This window comes from Enterobacter sp. 22466 (genome assembly GCF_052044775.1).
GTDB lineage: Bacteria > Pseudomonadota > Gammaproteobacteria > Enterobacterales > Enterobacteriaceae > Enterobacter > Enterobacter dissolvens.
Genome location: NZ_JBQENX010000005.1, coordinates 1 through 15,990, shown reverse-complemented (window position 1 = coordinate 15,990; position 15,990 = coordinate 1). Strand labels below are relative to the sequence as shown.

Genomic DNA, 15,990 nt, shown 5'->3' with positions numbered 1-15,990 from the left:
CCTTAAAACCGTAAAGTCGCATCGAAGGTGACGGAGAGATTGCTTTCTCGTTTACCGTCGTAAGGGCGCTTATCCCAGTTCAACATCACGCCGGTATCGACGACGTTGTTCCATTGAACGCGTTGCCCGTAGCCGAGCAGCGTGATGGCGCCGGCGGACTGATTTTTCTGCCAGTAACCTCCGGCTCCGGCGACCAGTTGCTGGCTCCAGAGGGTGTCGTAATAGCGGTACAGCTGATGATCGACGGACAACGCAGCCGTCGCGGACAGATCCCGCTCGGGGTTGTAATAGAGCGTATCCCGCAGGCTATTCGTGCTGGCGGAGATGCCCGGTTCAAGATCCAGCGTCAGGGTCGGCGTTTGCCAGAGCCGCTCCTTGCCGGTGAGGGTGTACTCCTGTCGGCGGTTATGGTCGGAAAAATGGCTGACTGCGGCGCTGAGTTGATACTCGCGACGCTCGTTCTGATACCAGCGCACCCAGCCTTCCGCGCGGTCTGCACGGATCCCATTCCGTAACGCCCGCAACGGCGTGGTGCGTGATACCCGTTCAAGGCTGCCGCCAGATTGCCAGCGATCGTTCAGACTGTACTGACCGGAGAGGCGAGCGCCAGGTGTGCTGGTGCCGTGATAACGGTTGCCGGAGAGCTCCGCTTCAAGCCAGATATCCCGGGACCGCCATTCGACGCCACCAACCAGATGTCGGTTGGTGCCTTTACCTTCGTCAAACTTGCCTTCTGCAAAGCGGGTGCCGCCAAACAGTCGCCAGTTATCGGCGACTGGTGGACCATAGAGCGTGGCGTCCCAGTTCAGATCGTGAGTCCCGCTGACCGGGTTGTCGGAGTGCAATCCCTTGCCTGCGTTCAGACGCAGTTCAGACATATGATGTACATTTCTGAGCCTGTCCAGGCGCTGGACGCTGCGATCGCGTGGCGCACGGACGAGCAGATCGTCGGTCAGGAGTTCCATTTGTCGCCACTCCTGCAGATCCATCGCGACGTAAGCCTGCTGCTTCTCCAGCTCTGTATTTGAGGGCTCCAGTACTTCCGCCATTTTGAGCTTTTGCTCTGCCGCACGTGACAGGCCGCGGGCCTGAAGCAGGGCGGCATAATCAATCTGTAGCCCCTGATTGCCGGGCGCCGTGGCGGCCAGACGGTGCGCCAGTGCTCCGGCTTCCGGCAGGGCATTTGTTGCCAGCAAATACTGAAACGTGAGCGACTGGCCGATAAGCCATTGATCGTTGGGTTGGGCGGTTGGCGAACCGAAATCGTAGCGGGTCCAGGAGGCGTGACGGGTTATCCGCTCGACATACTGACGGGCGGCCTGATACTGCCCGGTATCCAGCCAGGCATAGAAAAGCTGATGCTCTTCGTCCTGCGGGTTACGTGCATAGTCAGGATACTTTTGCAGGAGTGCCAGGGCTGCATCGGCGTTTTGCTCCTGCAGATACGCGGAGATGACCCAGCCGATTGCCCAGCCCGGCACCGGATGGTGCGCTGACGTCAGCGTGTGATATTCAGCGATCACCTGCGGATAATCACCCTGCGCATACAGCGCACCAAGGCGGTCGACGCGGGCGCGAATGATATCTTCTGCCGCCTGCGGTTCGTGTTGCCAGCGGGCAAGCAGAGCGTCATAGCGATTCAGTGCGGCCTGCGCCAGACGCAGGCGCTCTTTTTCCGTACGGCCAGGCACATCAGCCAGGCGTACCTGTTCGGCGGCGGCGTTAAGTTCAAGCTGGCGTCGTTGTGCCGGAGGCAGAGCAATACCCTGTGACAGCCGCAGGGCAGGCGTACTGACCCGGTTATCGTTCAGGTCGTCGATGAGCGCACTGAGCTGTGCTTTATTCTCGGGGGCGCTCTTCAGGGCGCGGGTGTCCGCTAATAAACGATCCCAGCTTTTCCCCTGGCGTAAGTACACATAGGCGAGCGTCTCCAGGTTTATCTGGCTGGGGTGCGCTGTTACCTGCTTTTGCGCTTCCTGCAGGGCCAGTTGATCCATGCGGGCATCGGCCAGCGTTTTGATATACCCGACACGGTAGTCGTCATGTTCCGGTGCAAGGCTACAGGCCTGTTTCCAGAGTGCGAGCGCAGGTTGCCACTGCTTTTGATTTCTCCAGGATTGCGCGGCTGCGGCAACGCCACGGGCGGGGAGTGGCATATAGACGTTATAACGCAACCATACCTGAATAACCTCGTCATCGCGTCCTGCCCAGGAGGCAACCTGCAGCCAGTCTGCAACTTGTTCAGGCGTCAGGGCATGCTGTTGTTGATAACGCTGCAGGTAATGGAGAAACGAAGTGTAATTACCATTACGCGCCTGCTGAATCTGTTGGTCATATACGGATTCGGCAGCCTGAACCAGAATGGGAAACAGTAATAGCAGACACAATAATTTTGGAGCGCGGTAAAAGAATAAAGTATTGAAGCGAAGTGATCTTTCCATATCTATTTGCCATTTGTTTATCATAAATCCATTGCGCAACACGGCCGCCTTTATACGTAGCGTTAAAGGCCATAAATGAGAGCGTAAAATGTGAATGCAGTTACGTTATGAGATACTTACTTAAAGGTAATTATGGATCCTTATCGTCATGGACCGGGTGAAAGGTAATGTACACCTGATATGTTGACGGATAAATATGTTGAAAAGCCGGGTTGTTGTTTTGAGATAATTCTGTATTCAGGTGATTTTTATGATTATTTTGAATGGATATTATATTTGTAATGCTTTGATATATAATGTATTTATTTTTATTGTGACGTTTTTGTTTATATTTTTAATGCGCCTTTGCTGCATAAATTAAAGTACTTTCTGGTGCATGTTTGGGAAGTTTCGTGACAAAAATTCTTAATATCTTGAGAGGTGACTTTTCTGCGATTGTTTTTTACTTATAATTAATAGCAGACATTGAGTGATAGTCTATGGGAAGTCTTACAAATCAATGTGTGTGTCGAGGGATGATCAAAGCCAGAATACATTTATCGTTCATATAAAAGCGCTATAAAACGAAGGCGTCTTCTTTCTGAAGGGTCGTTCTTGCTTTAATCTAAAAGGGATGGTTAGTGGCAACTTCAATAGTGTTAGTGACACAGGATCGCTACCTCGTCAGGGGAATGAGGATATTTTTTCCGGATATAATCCTGCTGGATTCGATTGACAGAAAGATATTTGATAACAGTGCAGATGAATATTCTGTGCTGATTGACAGTCGTTCACCGCTCCGTCTGTATGATTATCTGATACGCCATCCGGCCAGAACGAGAAAAACAATCGGCTGCGTGATGCTCGATATGCGGCACCGGGAGGAGAATCAGCTCAGCATGAAGATGTTTATGAATACTGCGCTTCCGGTGGCTGACATGGCGTCGTTGTTTAATCTGGTGCTGAATATGAAAGGCAGGCGTCTGACAACCAAATGGCTGCTTAACTTACGGCTGAGTACCCATGAAGCGATTATGCTGCGGCTGCTCAGGGCGGGCATGTCGATGGAAGAGGTGGCGGAGGAACTGAACACCTCGATTAAAAGTCTCTACCGCACGCGAACGGCGCTCTCTGAACGGCTGGGGGCGGAGAATTTTAACGAGGCGTGTTTGTTTATCTTTAAAAACAAACTGCTGGATGGAGATGGGAACGATCCCTGATTGGGTCATAAACCAAAAAAAAACCGCCACGAGGGCCGGGTCGACGTAGCGCAACCCGGCACTTCAGCGTTGATATCAATCAGAACGACCAGCGCAGATTAGCGTTAACCGAGTTGACGCGGGTATCGGCACCATATTGCCCCTGATAGCCCACATCCAGCGTCGCAGCACGCGACAGCTGCACGCTCACGCCGATATCACCCACCATCACGTCCTCATCCACGGCCTGACCCTGAGTAATGAACGCGTCGCTGCCCGCAAACGCCATGCGCGAAGAGGTATTCTTATCGCCATAGGCGTGCTGCCAGCCCAACGAACCGTAGAGATTAACGTTCTTCGGCAACGCGGTCACACCGCGCACCCCGAGGGTGGAATAGAAGGTGTTCATGGTTTCATTACGTACGCTCAGCGCGGCGGCACCGCCGTCCTCTCTGAAACTGTCGGTATGCAGTCGGATCCAGGAGAGGTTAACAAAGGGCTCGACATTCATCTCTGGCTGGCCGAAACGGTAACCCGCTTCGGTGAACGCCAGCAGCGAGTTGGCGTCGTAATCTGACTTCAGCCGATCCGAGAAGCCGCTGAAATCAACGTTGCGCTCGCCTTCGATCTTGTGCCAGGTGTAACCCAGCGCGCCGCGAAGGGAGAACGCATCCTGTTGACCCGCTGCATACAGGCCGAGGTGATAGTTGTCGGTATCCGTTGAGGAACGACGGCTGTCGACGTCGTAATCCCCGCGGCTGTAGCCGAAGTAGCCACCGACACGCACGTTATGGTCCGCCAGCTTGCGATCTGCCCCCAGCAGGAAACCGGTGGTGTTGCCGTCCAGTTTGCCCACGTTACCGTCGCCGCTGTTTCGGCTCCAGGAGCTGAAAGTCTGGCCCCAGACGCCATTGTTTTGCGGCTCCGGCTGCTGCACCAGCGACATTGCTAGCGGTGGTATCGGCAGGCTGTCGTTATCAAACGCGCGCTGCATCCGCTGGTTTAACACGTTAAACACCTGCGTGCTGCCGGCGATCAGGTTGGATTGCATTGATGGATACACTTCACCGGAGAGCTGGTTGAACGCTTCGCGCGCTTCCGGCGCGCTCAGCACCAGCAGCGAGTTATACAGCGCCAGCGACGGGCCGCTTTGCGTCAGCGTGGAGAGCGCCCCGGCGGTATTCCACTGGTTGCTGCTCCTGGCCACGGTCTGGAAAATCCCTGGCTTGCCGCTGCCAGGATTTTCTCCGCCGGGGTTTTCACCGCCCGGATTCTCACCGCCCGGGTTTTCGCCTCCAGGGTTTTCTCCTCCTGGATTCTCACCGCCCGGGTTTTCGCCGCCGGTCTCTTTCTGCGCGATGGTCAGATCGACGGCGTTAGTGCTCTGCTTGAGCGCCACGTCCAGGAAGGCGGATTTGGATATTGCTCCGGCGAACTGACCGTCAATGCCCCCGTCGGAAGTTAAAATGCGATAGCTTTGTCCCGTTTTATAGCTGGTTTGCGGATCCAGCGCGGTGACCTGTACTTTAGCCAGATCGCTGATGGTGGTTTTGCCCGATACCAGCAGTTGGTCGCTGCGGCCATCTCCCGCGATATCAACGTCATAGAAAGACTCGCCCACAAAATTCAGATAGCGTTTCAGCGTCAGCGTGCCGATATCGCCATCCCCTGGTGAGATATGCCCACCGGACAGGATCTCGGTCTGGCCCAGCGTACCGTTGCCGCCCAGCGTGCCGCCGGCCTTGATTGACGCGGCGCTGCTGTAACCCAGCCCATTGCTGACGTCTGAACCCGCCGTCGCGTTGAGGATCAGCGTACCGCCGTTCTCAGCACTAAGGGTCTGAATCTCAAAAATATCGTCTTCTGGCTGGGTGTTGATGTTGCTGGCAATAATGACTTTGCCACCGCGAGCGGTCACGTTCGCCTGAAGCGCTGAAAGATCGCCGTTCAGCGTTGTCTGCCCGGAGGTATTGATCACCTCACCTTCGCCGCTCATCTTGTTGCTGAAGACGTAGTTTTCGTCGGTATGGTTGAAGTAGACATAGCTGCCGAACAGCCCGCCGCGCAGGCTGATTGCCGTCTTCGCATCGAGGGTCCCTGCGCCGCCTGCCGTACCAAGCGTTGGCTCAGTTATACCCGTGCCGGTGTCCATGTTGCCGCGGCTGCCGATGATGAGCGCCCCCCGGTTCGAACCGGAGCCCGATGTCCCCACGATCAGCGCATTGCTGCCGGCGGAAAATGAACCGCCGTCAATAACCGACAGCACGCCATTGCCATAATCGCCCACGCTAACGCTGCTGTCGCTGGTAAAGCGCGAGTCTTTGCCCGCAATAACCAGCTCGGCGGTTTTCCCTGCCCCGGAGACGCCCGCCACCTGCACGCCGCCCACGTTAACCGCTCCGCCGTTCAGCACGTCCAGGTCGCCATTCAGCGTCAGCGTACGGCCAACATTCCACTGTGAGCCGCTCCCCGTGACGGTGGCTTTCGGGCTCAGCGTGTCGGTTTCATCCGGCCCGGTACCATTGCCGATGCGCGCATCGTAGGTGGTATCGAGCGCCGCGCCATCTTCAATCGCCAGCGTGGAGCGTGCGCCCAGATCGGGGCCTACGCTAAGAAAATTACTGGTCACGCGAGAGCCGGCACCCGTGGCGATAAGGTGGCTGTCGTAGCCGCGGGTGGTGCCGACAACGATCTCTTTTGCACTCGCCAGCGCGCCCTCTTCGACTCGCAGGGTGCCGAGGCCAAGATTCAGGTCGCCGCGCAGGACGTACTGATCGTTCACCGCCTTAAGCTCAGCGTTTGGCCCACGGACCGTGACCACGCTTTCATAAATTTGGCCGTTGAACAGCCGACCGATATTGATGTTATAAGCGGTGATTTTGCCATTATCGATCAGCAGGTTTCCGCGTTGATTGCGTCCAACGTAAACGTCTCCGGTGTAACCCAGCGTTTCGGTAATACGCGTGTCACCATCAAAAATGGCATCGGCTGCACGTGCGAAATCGGCAGGTGAAAGCAGTAACAGCGGCGCGGAAAATAGAGCGAGGTAAAGTCTGGAAAGCGGCGTCTTAACCGCTAAAGAATGCGATGTAGAGTTATTCACGGGTTATCTCCGTACTCATTAGCGTGATGTCTGGAAAATCGGTTTTAAATGAAAAATCAGATACGACAGAAAAAGTTAAAGGCGTAATATGTGTACGCCTTTTGATGTGAAGTTAATTATTTATGGGTGACCACAGGTGTACAGGTTGGCGCGCTCAGCGTCGGGGCGGATCCTAAAATCCCTGGCATCATCATCGATGAGCAATCGAAAATACGGCCTTTTTCCGTTGTCGCGCGATAAGACAGCTTTTGCCCTCCCAGTGCATCCGGTTGGGCGCCATTAACATTGGTCACGGTTATTTCATCCGATGAGCCCAGCCCCAGCATTTTAGCGGTTTCCGCCTGCAGGAGTGGAATGGCCTGATCGGTTTTCAGCGTGGAACAACCGGCTAGCATCAACGTAACGGTTAAAAAGAGTAGTGGCTTTTTCATAAATTATCCTTTATATCCAATCAGTTAATTTCGCTGATTGTATTTATGTTTTCTATTACTCAAATCAGTGAATAATATATTTCCCTTTCCTAATCGAAAAAACCCTCCTAAAGTAGGGTGGGTAGATAATAATTCATCCGTACTCTCTAATATGCGAAGGTAAAAGGAGGATCCTTTGGGGCAGAATTATGCGTTGGTCGTTGATGACCATCCATTGGTAGCAAGCGGCATCGCCAATTTTCTGATTACACATTGCCGATTTAAGCAGGCGAGTGTGGTGACGAATGAGGATGATTGCTACCGTCAAATTAGGGATAATGGCCCGCCACGTTTGCTGGTAATCGATTTTTGGCTCTCGTCCGGAACCGCGTTGAAATTACTCAAAGAAGTCAAACAACTTTACCCACAGGTAAGGCTCCTGGTGGTTAGCGGGGATGATAATAATGATATCTGGCAGAAAGTTCACGCCGCCGGTGGACACGGTTTCGTATTGAAAAGCGAGCCACCTGAAATGTTTTCGCGGGCCGTTTTTGCCCTCACTGATAATCTCACCTGGTTTCCTGAGGGAAACGAATTTTCCGTTGAATCGAATAATGAGAAGTTAAGTAAATTTAACTTAACGCCGCGCCAAATAGACGTGTTAAATATGATTATGCGCGGCCTGCCAAATAAAAGAATCGCCGCGCAACTTTCTATTTCTGAGCCTACAGTCAAAGAACACATCAGCAATATATTGAAAAAGATAGGCGTTAACAGTCGGGTCGAAGCCATCACGCTTTTGCATGGCAAACGGGAACCGTCGGAATGAGATTTTTACAGAGCTTACAGAACGCTGGCATCTCTCCTCCCGCGCAGATCCGTTTGCTAAACAATACCTTTTTGCGGCTGGTGTTCAGCTTCAGCGCTGTCCCTTTCGTCGGCATTCCTTTCGCCATCTGGATTAATTTGCTGGGCGACGAACTCGGCCCAACCATTACCTGGATAATTATTTACCTGCTATGTGCCGTGGCGATCCGAATATTGCACCGACGCTACCAGCGCGAAGCGAAAGAGCATGATGAAGCGGATGTCCTGCGCCGCTGGCTGCCGCGTATAAATAAGATCGCTTTAATTCACGGGCTGGGGATTTCATCTCTCTATTTAATTACTCCGCAGACGCAGAACTTTGACTTTTTCCTGCTCCTGAATATCAGTATTGCCGCCATCGTTGCCGCCAATGCGACGCATCTGACGCCGGTCATCAGCACCTTTACGTGCTTTTTCTTCGCCTCCTGGGGGGTACTGAACCTTGGCATTATCTGGCGGCTGGACGATCTGATGTTCATTGTGCTGATGTTGAACCTGCTGTACGGCTTCGCCATTTACCGCCATGCGTTAACGTCGCACGCGTTCTTCATTCAGCAGGCGCTGCTTGAGGAAAAAAGCTCACGCCTGGCAGAACAGTTTCGCCAGGCCAAAGAGGAAGCCGAGCAGGCGCTGCTGGATAAAAATCAGTTCCTGACGACCGCCAGCCACGACCTGCGTCAGCCGGTACACGCCATGGGGTTTCTGATCGAAGCTATTATCCACCGAAACCGGGACGACAGTCTCACACCCCAGCTGCTTGATCTGCAGCAGAGCATCCGCTCGGTGCATTTGATGTTCAATTCCCTCCTTGATCTCAGCAAGATTGAATCCGGGAATGTGCTTACTGCCCCTGCCAGAGTGGACATTGGCGCGCTGCTCGACTCGGTGATCACGCTGTTTCGCGAAGAGGCCAACAGCCGTGCACTCAGGCTGCGCACCTGGCGGCCTAAACGCCGCATCTACGTGATGGGCGATCCGCTGCTGGTGCGACAATCCCTGATTAACCTGATTCAAAATGCCCTCCGCTACACGCTACAGGGCGGCGTGCTGGTTGCCATCCGACCGCGCGATGACGGGTGTATGGTGGAGGTGTGGGACACGGGGGTTGGTATTGCCGATGATGAGAAAGGTAAAATCTTCTCACCTTACTACCGCCCCGAACTGGCCTGGAAGATCGACAGTGCAGGACACGGGCTGGGTCTGGCCGTAGTTGCCCGCTGTGCCAAGCTTATGAAGGTGAAGTACGGGATGCAATCCATTGAAGGTAAAGGTTCACGCTTCTGGATGCGCTTCACCCAATATGCTGGCGACGAGAGCGCGCCGGAGATGCGGCCCGCCCATGACCACATCGCCACGCCGGTACGCTATGCGCCGCTGCACGGTTCCTGTCTGGTCGTTGATGACGACCCGCTGGTGACGTCTGCCTGGGAGAGCCTGATGAGCATCTGGGGAATCAACGTGCGCTGTGCGGCCTCCGCTGAAGAAGCGTTCGCTATCATCGACGATGGCTTTACGCCGTTTGCCGTATTGTGCGACCAGCGTCTGCGATCCGGTGAAAGCGGCTTCGACATCCTTAAAGCGCTTTTTGAACGTCTGCCGGACATGAGCGGCGCGATGGTCAGCGGCGAATTTAATTCGCCGGTTCTGCTGGAGGCGGAGCAGGAAGGGTACATGGTGCTACGCAAGCCTCTGGAGCCGGCTAAACTGCATGCGCTGCTGACACAGTGGTCCGGGAGTCGTGGATAGAAGAATAGGCAGCAGCAGCGTTAAGCTTCACTGCCTGCTCCCGGTCGCCAGGCTGTAAGGCCCGCTAGCTCGCGCTGTCCTGCACGTTTTTTGTACCGGGTAGATGTCAGTTTTCGAGCGTATACTCTAAGATATGTTCAACGAGTTGATATAAATATAAATTTGACGAATATCGTCAGGTAGCGATTTATCCGTCGAATTAAGTTAAACTTCGTCCCAGGTTCAGTGAGTTATGGGACTGATAACAGAATGACCAGCGAAGAAGCACTTTTAAAATCAGGTTTTAGCAAACGAGATCTTCAAAAGCTAAAAAACAATATTGAGAATTACGGTGGTTCGTTTGATAGCGTAACGCATGATCTGGCCAATCGTTTTAAGGCAATGAAGTGGATAACTATTATTGCCTTCATCATACTGGCTTTAACTCTTTTACTTGCATCTCAGGATACAAGTCTGACACTTGCGATCACGTTATTGATTGTACTACCTTTTATCTGGTATATAACGCCAGCAAAACTTGGCTACAAATCCTGGCGTTATCGTAAAATGCTGACTAATTCTTGGACGGATCGCTGACGGACAACAGATCAAAAACAATCTTAGCTTTCACGCCATAACCAGCTATTTTCATTGTTAGCTGCGGGCGGCTCAGTGTGCTTACCTTTCGGTAATAGTCAGCAGGCAGATATCGAAACAGTCGCCAGGTACCAGGTCGCCGTAACAAGCCAAAAATGGTGTACGCATTAGCGGCCAGTGAGATTGATTTGTAGACGCCTAACCCATTCTCACGACTAAAGCCCATAAACTCAGCTGTAGACATCGCGGCATTCGCGACCAGCCCTTCACTGGTCGTGTTGTGAGTTGCGTAGCGAGCCACTTCTTTACTGATGCTGTTTGCCCCGTCAGTAACCAGTATCGCACCAGCAAGAACCCCGAGAGGGGTCATAGTGCCAATGAGGGTAAGCCCCGCAGCTATTTCAGCACCGGCCAGCACAACACTGACTGCCGAGATCACATATCCAACAATTTTGTTATTCTCTCGAATGAACTCGACTTTAGCGTAAAGTTTGGCTGCCCTCGTTCGTAATAAACGAGCTTGTTCCAGGAGGTTACAGTTTTCTTCTCTCAGAACTTTAACGCATTCCATGCATTCTTCATCTGATTTAGCCCGACGAGCTAACGTAAACTGTTGTTCTATGAGGTCACGAATTTCCTGAATAAACTTCATTCGAGTCAGACTATCGCTGAGATGAAAAGCCGACAGAGTGTTGGCTGTATTTACCAGCTTCCTGGCTTCCATATTCACCATAGTTTCCGCCCAGGCTTTATTTCTTCCACCTGAGTGCATCATGTTAAGTAATGCTGCATCCATTGTAATTTCTCTCCATTGCTTTACCGGCCACTGCTTAGACTGATAAACGACTCCCCATAACAGCCATGCGTACCAACGCACTATATAGTAGCAATGTGGTTACGTGGTCTGAAGCAGAAGTCACTTCACGGATATGTGACGCCACTCTGTTGGGATTTGTGGGGTTGATATGTGCTTTACAATACTTGAACAGATCGGTGAAGGTCAGGTTTTTCTGTTTCTGTGTGACGGTAAACACGCCAATTGCGTACCACCGGGAAGCGGGGGATGGAGGAAAGAAAAGGGCGGTAACTACTTTGCTGACTCAGAAAGCAAAAACCCCCGCCGAAGCGAGGGTTATAAATGAGTGGTGCCGGACTCGGAATCGATAGTTGTTTATAACTTGCTGATATTTAATGTTTGTTTCTAATTTGATTAATTTTGTACCCTCAATTGTGCCCTCAGTCCCGATTAGTTTAAATCAGAAAACCGAATCGGGGACGAACAGGGTAAGAAGAGTTGAGGCCGTTCGCGGTCATATGCAGTGAGGGAAGACACTTCTGATACGCGACATAATCCAGTAACAAACCACCAGAAAAAAAGTACCAGAAGCGTCCGGTATTATTTTGTACGCAGCCATGCGATTCATACAAGGACTTTGTTCAACCCGCCCTCCTGAACGGGTCTGAGTCTTCTGACGCAAGTGCATACAGGATTGTCCGAGCTGTTTGTCTGAATTTCATGAATGTTGCTCCTGAGCGGTGTTCCCCGCGATGAGAAGAGTGATCCTTTTATATCCGTTGCGTTGCATCAGCCCCGTTGCTCGTCTGGCCCGGAGGATATCAATCACCCCTATAAAAGGGGATTGGTAGTGAGCGGAGAAACCTGGGCGATCAATTCGCACCAGCTCAGATTTTTTTACGAGAAAATTGAGGGTATCTGTCAGTGAAATACCGGCGTCAATATGCTGCGAAATAACCTGCTCATCGGCAAATTGTGTGTCATAAAGTGGAAGGCCATAATGCTGCTCCAGCAAGTACGTAAGTAACTGCTGCCAGATTTCAACAGGTGTCGGGCGTGGCGGTGCTTTCCGCATCAGGGGGGCGGGTAAGGTTTGCATAAGGGAATGTTCATGTATTAAGGCGGTTCAAAAGGATGATGGTTCAGGGAGCGGGGTTAGCGGGTGACGCTGGTATCTGATGTCGGGTAAATCGCGATATAGATGTAGCCATGCGATCCGAGTGAATCTGCCTCGCAGGTTAGCTCTTTGGCATATAACGTGACGCAGTGCTGATGGCGGGGATTGAGTTCACCGGAAACCAGCATTAATTCCAGCTGTTTAAGCAGCACAGGAAATGTCTGGTCCAGATGGTGTAAGTCTGCGTCACTGAATATGCCGGTGATGCTGACGCGGTCAGCCAGATAATGGAGACGGTTACCTTCCTGGACCAGTCGGGCTCCAAAACATGGGGTTATGTTGCGCCGTAGCCCCCACCAGGGCTCCGCGCTATTACGATTTGCTGCATTTGTTGTGCTGTGCATTTAAGTAATCCTTAACTGTGGGTTAATTCAGGGTAACGCTGCGCAATACGACATACAGGCCGTTGCGGTCCTGGCGGCGTTCAGCGAAGACCGCGAGCACACCGCTGATATCCTGCACCTCCCGGCCGGCATAGTGGCAGATACTGCCGGACCACTGATATTTACCGGTACAGAAGCGAAACAGCCGGGACTGTGAATGCTGACGGTATATCGCCATTGCCTGACGTTTGCTGATAATTTTTATCGTTGTGTCCTCCCTGGCGTTACAGCCAGCCACGTTCCGAAAACGAAACGATATCCATCCCACCGACTACCAGGTGGTCAAGCAGGCGAATATCAACCAGCTCAAGTGTCTGCTTCAGACGTCCGGTAATCAGCCTGTCGGCCTGACTGGGCTCAGCCTCTTCCGATGGATGGTTATGGGCCAGTATGGCTGCCGCTGCGTTATGCTTCAGACCGGCTTTAATAACCTCGCGCGGATGTATGGTTATGCTGTTAATCGTTCCGAGAAATAGCGTGTCGTGGGCTATCAGGCGATGCTGATTATCGAGCCACAGAACAGTGAAGGCTTCGCGCTCCAGTTTGGCAAGCTGCAGGCGAAGCCAGTCGCGCACGGTATGGCTGGACGTGAATGGAGTACCGGGTTCACGTAGTTGATTTTCCAGCAGAGTGATAGCCTCCCGGATAGTCTGCTGTGCGGATACCGATAATGCGGTGGCAAACAAGGGTAGCTGTTGTTTCATAGCGGATGGCCTCAGTCGATGATGTGCATGATGGTGTTGCATTCAGAATGCGCCAGCGCATAATTCCGCAACCGGTAATAGTGTTCCGTCATGGTATCGCATTCGGTGCGCATTGCGTGGTGGCTGTATGTCATCAGGCAAACGGCTATCCCGGCGGCTTCGACGCTGACTTCACCACCGTTGCCGTTCATGGTGTTAAACAGCGCCCATTTCTCATCTGTATCTCCATTTGTTTCCGGGGCCATAAACGCACCGCCGTTACTCAGTGTGTAAAAATTCCAGATACCCCCACTGTAGTCTGCGCAGAAGCGGTCCATCCAGGCGAAGACAGTTGGCTCAATGATTATCCACTGCGGGATGCAGCCGAAGTGCTTCGGCCAGAAGCTGAGGCGCTGCTCGTCCTGTACGAGGGTGGCGGTCAGCGCTGGCGAAGAACCTGCAGGTTGTGGCGGTAACGGGAGGGTATCGTTAAGGTTAATAATGTCGGTCATGCTAGTTTTTCCTTGTATATTTATCAGGTTGGAGATGTTGCTTCAGCCGGAGTAACGGGCAGGACTGCGCATAGCCATCTTCATCACAGCGTGACGGCCAGTGGCCCTGCGTGAGACTTAAGCTGCAGAGGCTGCATTCACCGGGACGATAAAGAAGGTGTGAGCACCAGGCGCACAGGTCATCATCTGAGATGGTTCGGCTGCTGGGAATGTTCTCTAGGGCGGTCGGATAAAGGATGGCCTGGTGGGGGTTATCAGGCAGCGGTGGCATCAGCTCAGCGCCTGCTGCAGTTCTTCCGCCATTACCCAGAGGGCGCGATTGAGCTTAACGTCGCTGTCTATGCCTCTAACCGCGCGGGTATGGCTGCGTTTACCTTTGGCGGTACGTCCTGGCAGACCCCCTTTCAGCAGGTTATCCTGGCAACGATTGAAAACTGACCACAGGTCGTCCTGACGGTCTTCATAGCGTCGGGGTGTCAGTATCTGTGCTTCCGTCACTGGCCGGTGCTCTTCACCAAAACGATACGTCAGGGCGGCTTTTGCAAAAGCCTGCTGTACCGGTGGCGGGAGTAACAGTGACTGCATCGCATCCCGATTTTCTTCAACCCGGTCAAATATCCCCAGTACTTCATAAGCGCCTTCAATGACTTTCTCCACCACATTGCCTTTATGCGGTACCCGCACCTCCCCAAAGGTTTCGCCGCAGACAAGCCCGTTCTGGCAGACAAAGCGAAACAACCCCGGCAGCATCTGGTATGAACTGGAGCCGTCGTGACTGTTAAGCAGAATGATTTCGGGGACCTGTTTGCCGGTGATTTGCCCCTCACGCCTTAGGCGCAGCATGTGCTTCGTGTGTTCACGTTTGTCAGGGTTCCGCACGCGGGTCTGGCAGGCAAAGAATGGCTGAAACCCTTCGCGTTGCAGGTTATCGAGGAGAGTGATTGTGGGAATACAGGTATACCTGTCGCTGCGTGAAGCATGCTTTTCCTCACTGAAAACGCTGGGCACATAATGTGCCAGCTCATCACGGGTTAACGGGCGGTCCAGGCGGACAAGGTTGACCGCACCAAAGCGGCTTGCTAATTTCATAAAAACTCCCTGAATACATAAATGAAAAAGGCCGCGCTTCCACAAGGAAGTGCGGCCTGTTGACTGAAATGAATAGCGTGAAGATGGTGAATGCGGTGAAGTCAGGGTCGGGGTAGTCAGATGAGCAGACAATAACCCGGCGCACAGGAGCACAACATAAACCAGACGGGACTGAAGCCTAATCCATCACAGCAGAACATAGGAACATGGCTGCTTCTTACTGATGGTCGGCGAGACGTCTGAGCGGGGCTATCTGCGTGTTGCCCTGCGCCAGGCCGCAGTGACCGGCTCCGGCGGCGACCAGCGCGCCGGCGAGCGCCGGGCCCAGTTTCCTGACCGGGTATTGCCAGCTCCATGCCAGCGGACCGTGAGCGGATATGCCGTCATCTTCATAAAAATGAAACACAACGCTTCCCGTTTTATGGTCCAGCATTTGTGACGCGGCGCGGTTCAGGTCCGCTGAGACCTGGCTGTCGAACAATGTGACCCGCTGTTCAGCATGCGCCTTCATCTGATGCTCTCCCGCCGGGTAATACTGTATGGTCATACCCGTTGCGCCTGATGTCTTACCGCCGGTAAGGTCCTTCAGCCAGTAAAGAATATTCAGGCGTTTTTCCGTTCCGTTACAGGTCAGAATAAACCTCTGTGTTTCCTTCCCCTTCGTGGCGGTGATGATAAAATCATCCACACCCGACATGATGTGGTCGTGCGTGACCAGTACATTTTCTGCCACCACGCCTGTGTGGCTGACAGGTTTCGGGTCGTATGCTGCAGTCCGGCCCGGCTGGGTCCAGAGTACGGCGACGATAATCAGAAACCGGACGACAGTGATTACGGTTCTCATTGTGTTCATTCTCCTGCTTCAGGCAGGACGACATACATATTCTGTCCCCTGACTTCAATGGTCACTGGCTCCTTCACGCCGGTATTCAGCAACGCCTGTGCCTGCCAGAAACGCCCGTTCACTTCTTCACGCATCTCTGTCACGCGGATACAGCGTTCGTCAAACCCCTCATCCCGCAGGATTTT

The 15,990-nt window shown here is 53.1% G+C and carries 15 protein-coding genes and 1 pseudogene; 4 read left to right on the top strand and 12 right to left on the bottom strand.

Annotated features, from left to right (window positions below):
• Window positions 1-2: 2 nt before the first annotated feature.
• A complete protein-coding gene (gene pgaA / locus ACTJJI_RS14280) occupies window positions 3-2,441 on the bottom strand; it encodes a poly-beta-1,6 N-acetyl-D-glucosamine export porin PgaA (RefSeq protein WP_440654551.1) in 2,439 nt (812 codons plus the stop codon).
• A 671-nt stretch (window positions 2,442-3,112) separates the two neighbouring features.
• Between pgaA and ACTJJI_RS14275 the strand changes: the two genes are divergently transcribed.
• The gene (locus tag ACTJJI_RS14275; protein ID WP_014833248.1) at window positions 3,113-3,640 is read left to right on the top strand and encodes a LuxR C-terminal-related transcriptional regulator; all 528 of its coding nucleotides are present in this window, start codon (window positions 3,113-3,115) and stop codon (window positions 3,638-3,640) included.
• Between the two features lie 79 nt (window positions 3,641-3,719).
• Here ACTJJI_RS14275 and ACTJJI_RS14270 read toward each other — a convergent pair whose 3' ends face one another.
• A complete protein-coding gene (locus ACTJJI_RS14270) occupies window positions 3,720-6,722 on the bottom strand; it encodes an autotransporter outer membrane beta-barrel domain-containing protein (RefSeq protein WP_440654549.1) in 3,003 nt (1,000 codons plus the stop codon).
• Window positions 6,723-6,838: 116 nt separating this feature from the next.
• The gene (locus tag ACTJJI_RS14265; RefSeq protein WP_013098694.1) at window positions 6,839-7,153 is read right to left on the bottom strand and encodes a lipoprotein; all 315 of its coding nucleotides are present in this window, start codon (window positions 7,151-7,153) and stop codon (window positions 6,839-6,841) included.
• A 175-nt stretch (window positions 7,154-7,328) separates the two neighbouring features.
• On the opposite strand from ACTJJI_RS14265, the gene ACTJJI_RS14260 reads away from it, so the two are divergent.
• The 3 genes from ACTJJI_RS14260 to ACTJJI_RS14250 all read left to right on the top strand — a co-directional run bounded on the left by ACTJJI_RS14260 (window position 7,329) and on the right by ACTJJI_RS14250 (window position 10,321).
• The gene (locus tag ACTJJI_RS14260; RefSeq protein ID WP_013098693.1) at window positions 7,329-7,961 is read left to right on the top strand and encodes a response regulator transcription factor; all 633 of its coding nucleotides are present in this window, start codon (window positions 7,329-7,331) and stop codon (window positions 7,959-7,961) included.
• Window positions 7,958-9,745, top strand: a complete 1,788-nt coding sequence (locus ACTJJI_RS14255; protein ID WP_440654546.1) for an ATP-binding protein — start codon at window positions 7,958-7,960, stop codon at window positions 9,743-9,745. Before ACTJJI_RS14260 ends, ACTJJI_RS14255 begins: the two co-directional genes overlap by 4 nt.
• 249 nt (window positions 9,746-9,994) lie before the next feature.
• Window positions 9,995-10,321, top strand: a complete 327-nt coding sequence (locus tag ACTJJI_RS14250; RefSeq protein ID WP_072057259.1) for a hypothetical protein — start codon at window positions 9,995-9,997, stop codon at window positions 10,319-10,321.
• Here ACTJJI_RS14250 and ACTJJI_RS14245 read toward each other — a convergent pair.
• The 9 genes and pseudogenes from ACTJJI_RS14245 to ACTJJI_RS14205 form a co-directional block, all read right to left on the bottom strand.
• Window positions 10,299-11,117, bottom strand: a complete 819-nt coding sequence (locus ACTJJI_RS14245) for a DUF4225 domain-containing protein (protein WP_046888623.1) — start codon at window positions 11,115-11,117, stop codon at window positions 10,299-10,301. The two genes, ACTJJI_RS14250 and ACTJJI_RS14245, sit on opposite strands and share 23 nt — an antisense overlap.
• A 718-nt stretch (window positions 11,118-11,835) precedes the next feature.
• Window positions 11,836-12,216, bottom strand: coding sequence for a TA system toxin CbtA family protein (locus ACTJJI_RS14240; protein WP_440654543.1), 381 nt, complete (start codon window positions 12,214-12,216; stop codon window positions 11,836-11,838).
• Window positions 12,217-12,272: 56 nt separating this feature from the next.
• Window positions 12,273-12,638, bottom strand: coding sequence for a type IV toxin-antitoxin system YeeU family antitoxin (locus ACTJJI_RS14235; RefSeq protein ID WP_440654541.1), 366 nt, complete (start codon window positions 12,636-12,638; stop codon window positions 12,273-12,275).
• Window positions 12,639-12,660: 22 nt separating this feature from the next.
• The gene (locus tag ACTJJI_RS14230) at window positions 12,661-12,882 is read right to left on the bottom strand and encodes a DUF987 domain-containing protein (protein ID WP_202783766.1); all 222 of its coding nucleotides are present in this window, start codon (window positions 12,880-12,882) and stop codon (window positions 12,661-12,663) included.
• A 19-nt stretch (window positions 12,883-12,901) separates the two neighbouring features.
• A complete protein-coding gene (radC, locus tag ACTJJI_RS14225; RefSeq protein ID WP_202783757.1) occupies window positions 12,902-13,381 on the bottom strand; it encodes a RadC family protein in 480 nt (159 codons plus the stop codon).
• A gap of 11 nt (window positions 13,382-13,392) precedes the next feature.
• Window positions 13,393-13,872, bottom strand: a complete 480-nt coding sequence (locus ACTJJI_RS14220) for an antirestriction protein (RefSeq protein WP_440654539.1) — start codon at window positions 13,870-13,872, stop codon at window positions 13,393-13,395.
• 270 nt (window positions 13,873-14,142) lie between these two features.
• The gene (locus ACTJJI_RS14215) at window positions 14,143-14,961 is read right to left on the bottom strand and encodes a DUF932 domain-containing protein (RefSeq protein WP_440654537.1); all 819 of its coding nucleotides are present in this window, start codon (window positions 14,959-14,961) and stop codon (window positions 14,143-14,145) included.
• A 217-nt stretch (window positions 14,962-15,178) separates the two neighbouring features.
• Window positions 15,179-15,805 (bottom strand): hypothetical protein, encoded by a 627-nt coding sequence (locus tag ACTJJI_RS14210; protein WP_440654535.1) that lies wholly within the window; start codon window positions 15,803-15,805, stop codon window positions 15,179-15,181.
• 5 nt (window positions 15,806-15,810) lie between these two features.
• Window positions 15,811-15,990: pseudogene (locus ACTJJI_RS14205) on the bottom strand (hypothetical protein); the annotation flags it as partial.

Bases quoted from the DNA above. Each gene is read 5' to 3' on its own strand.
- pgaA (WP_440654551.1), bottom strand. From the start codon at position 2,441: ATGGAAAGATCACTTCGCTTCAATACTTTATTCTTTTACCGCGCTCCA.
- ACTJJI_RS14275 (WP_014833248.1), top strand. From the start codon at position 3,113: ATGAGGATATTTTTTCCGGATATAATCCTGCTGGATTCGATTGACAGA.
- ACTJJI_RS14265 (WP_013098694.1), bottom strand. From the start codon at position 7,153: ATGAAAAAGCCACTACTCTTTTTAACCGTTACGTTGATGCTAGCCGGT.
- ACTJJI_RS14255 (WP_440654546.1), top strand. From the start codon at position 7,958: ATGAGATTTTTACAGAGCTTACAGAACGCTGGCATCTCTCCTCCCGCG.
- ACTJJI_RS14250 (WP_072057259.1), top strand. From the start codon at position 9,995: ATGACCAGCGAAGAAGCACTTTTAAAATCAGGTTTTAGCAAACGAGAT.
- ACTJJI_RS14245 (WP_046888623.1), bottom strand. From the start codon at position 11,117: ATGGATGCAGCATTACTTAACATGATGCACTCAGGTGGAAGAAATAAA.
- ACTJJI_RS14240 (WP_440654543.1), bottom strand. From the start codon at position 12,216: ATGCAAACCTTACCCGCCCCCCTGATGCGGAAAGCACCGCCACGCCCG.
- ACTJJI_RS14235 (WP_440654541.1), bottom strand. From the start codon at position 12,638: ATGCACAGCACAACAAATGCAGCAAATCGTAATAGCGCGGAGCCCTGG.
- radC (WP_202783757.1), bottom strand. From the start codon at position 13,381: ATGAAACAACAGCTACCCTTGTTTGCCACCGCATTATCGGTATCCGCA.
- ACTJJI_RS14220 (WP_440654539.1), bottom strand. From the start codon at position 13,872: ATGACCGACATTATTAACCTTAACGATACCCTCCCGTTACCGCCACAA.
- ACTJJI_RS14215 (WP_440654537.1), bottom strand. From the start codon at position 14,961: ATGAAATTAGCAAGCCGCTTTGGTGCGGTCAACCTTGTCCGCCTGGAC.
- ACTJJI_RS14210 (WP_440654535.1), bottom strand. From the start codon at position 15,805: ATGAGAACCGTAATCACTGTCGTCCGGTTTCTGATTATCGTCGCCGTA.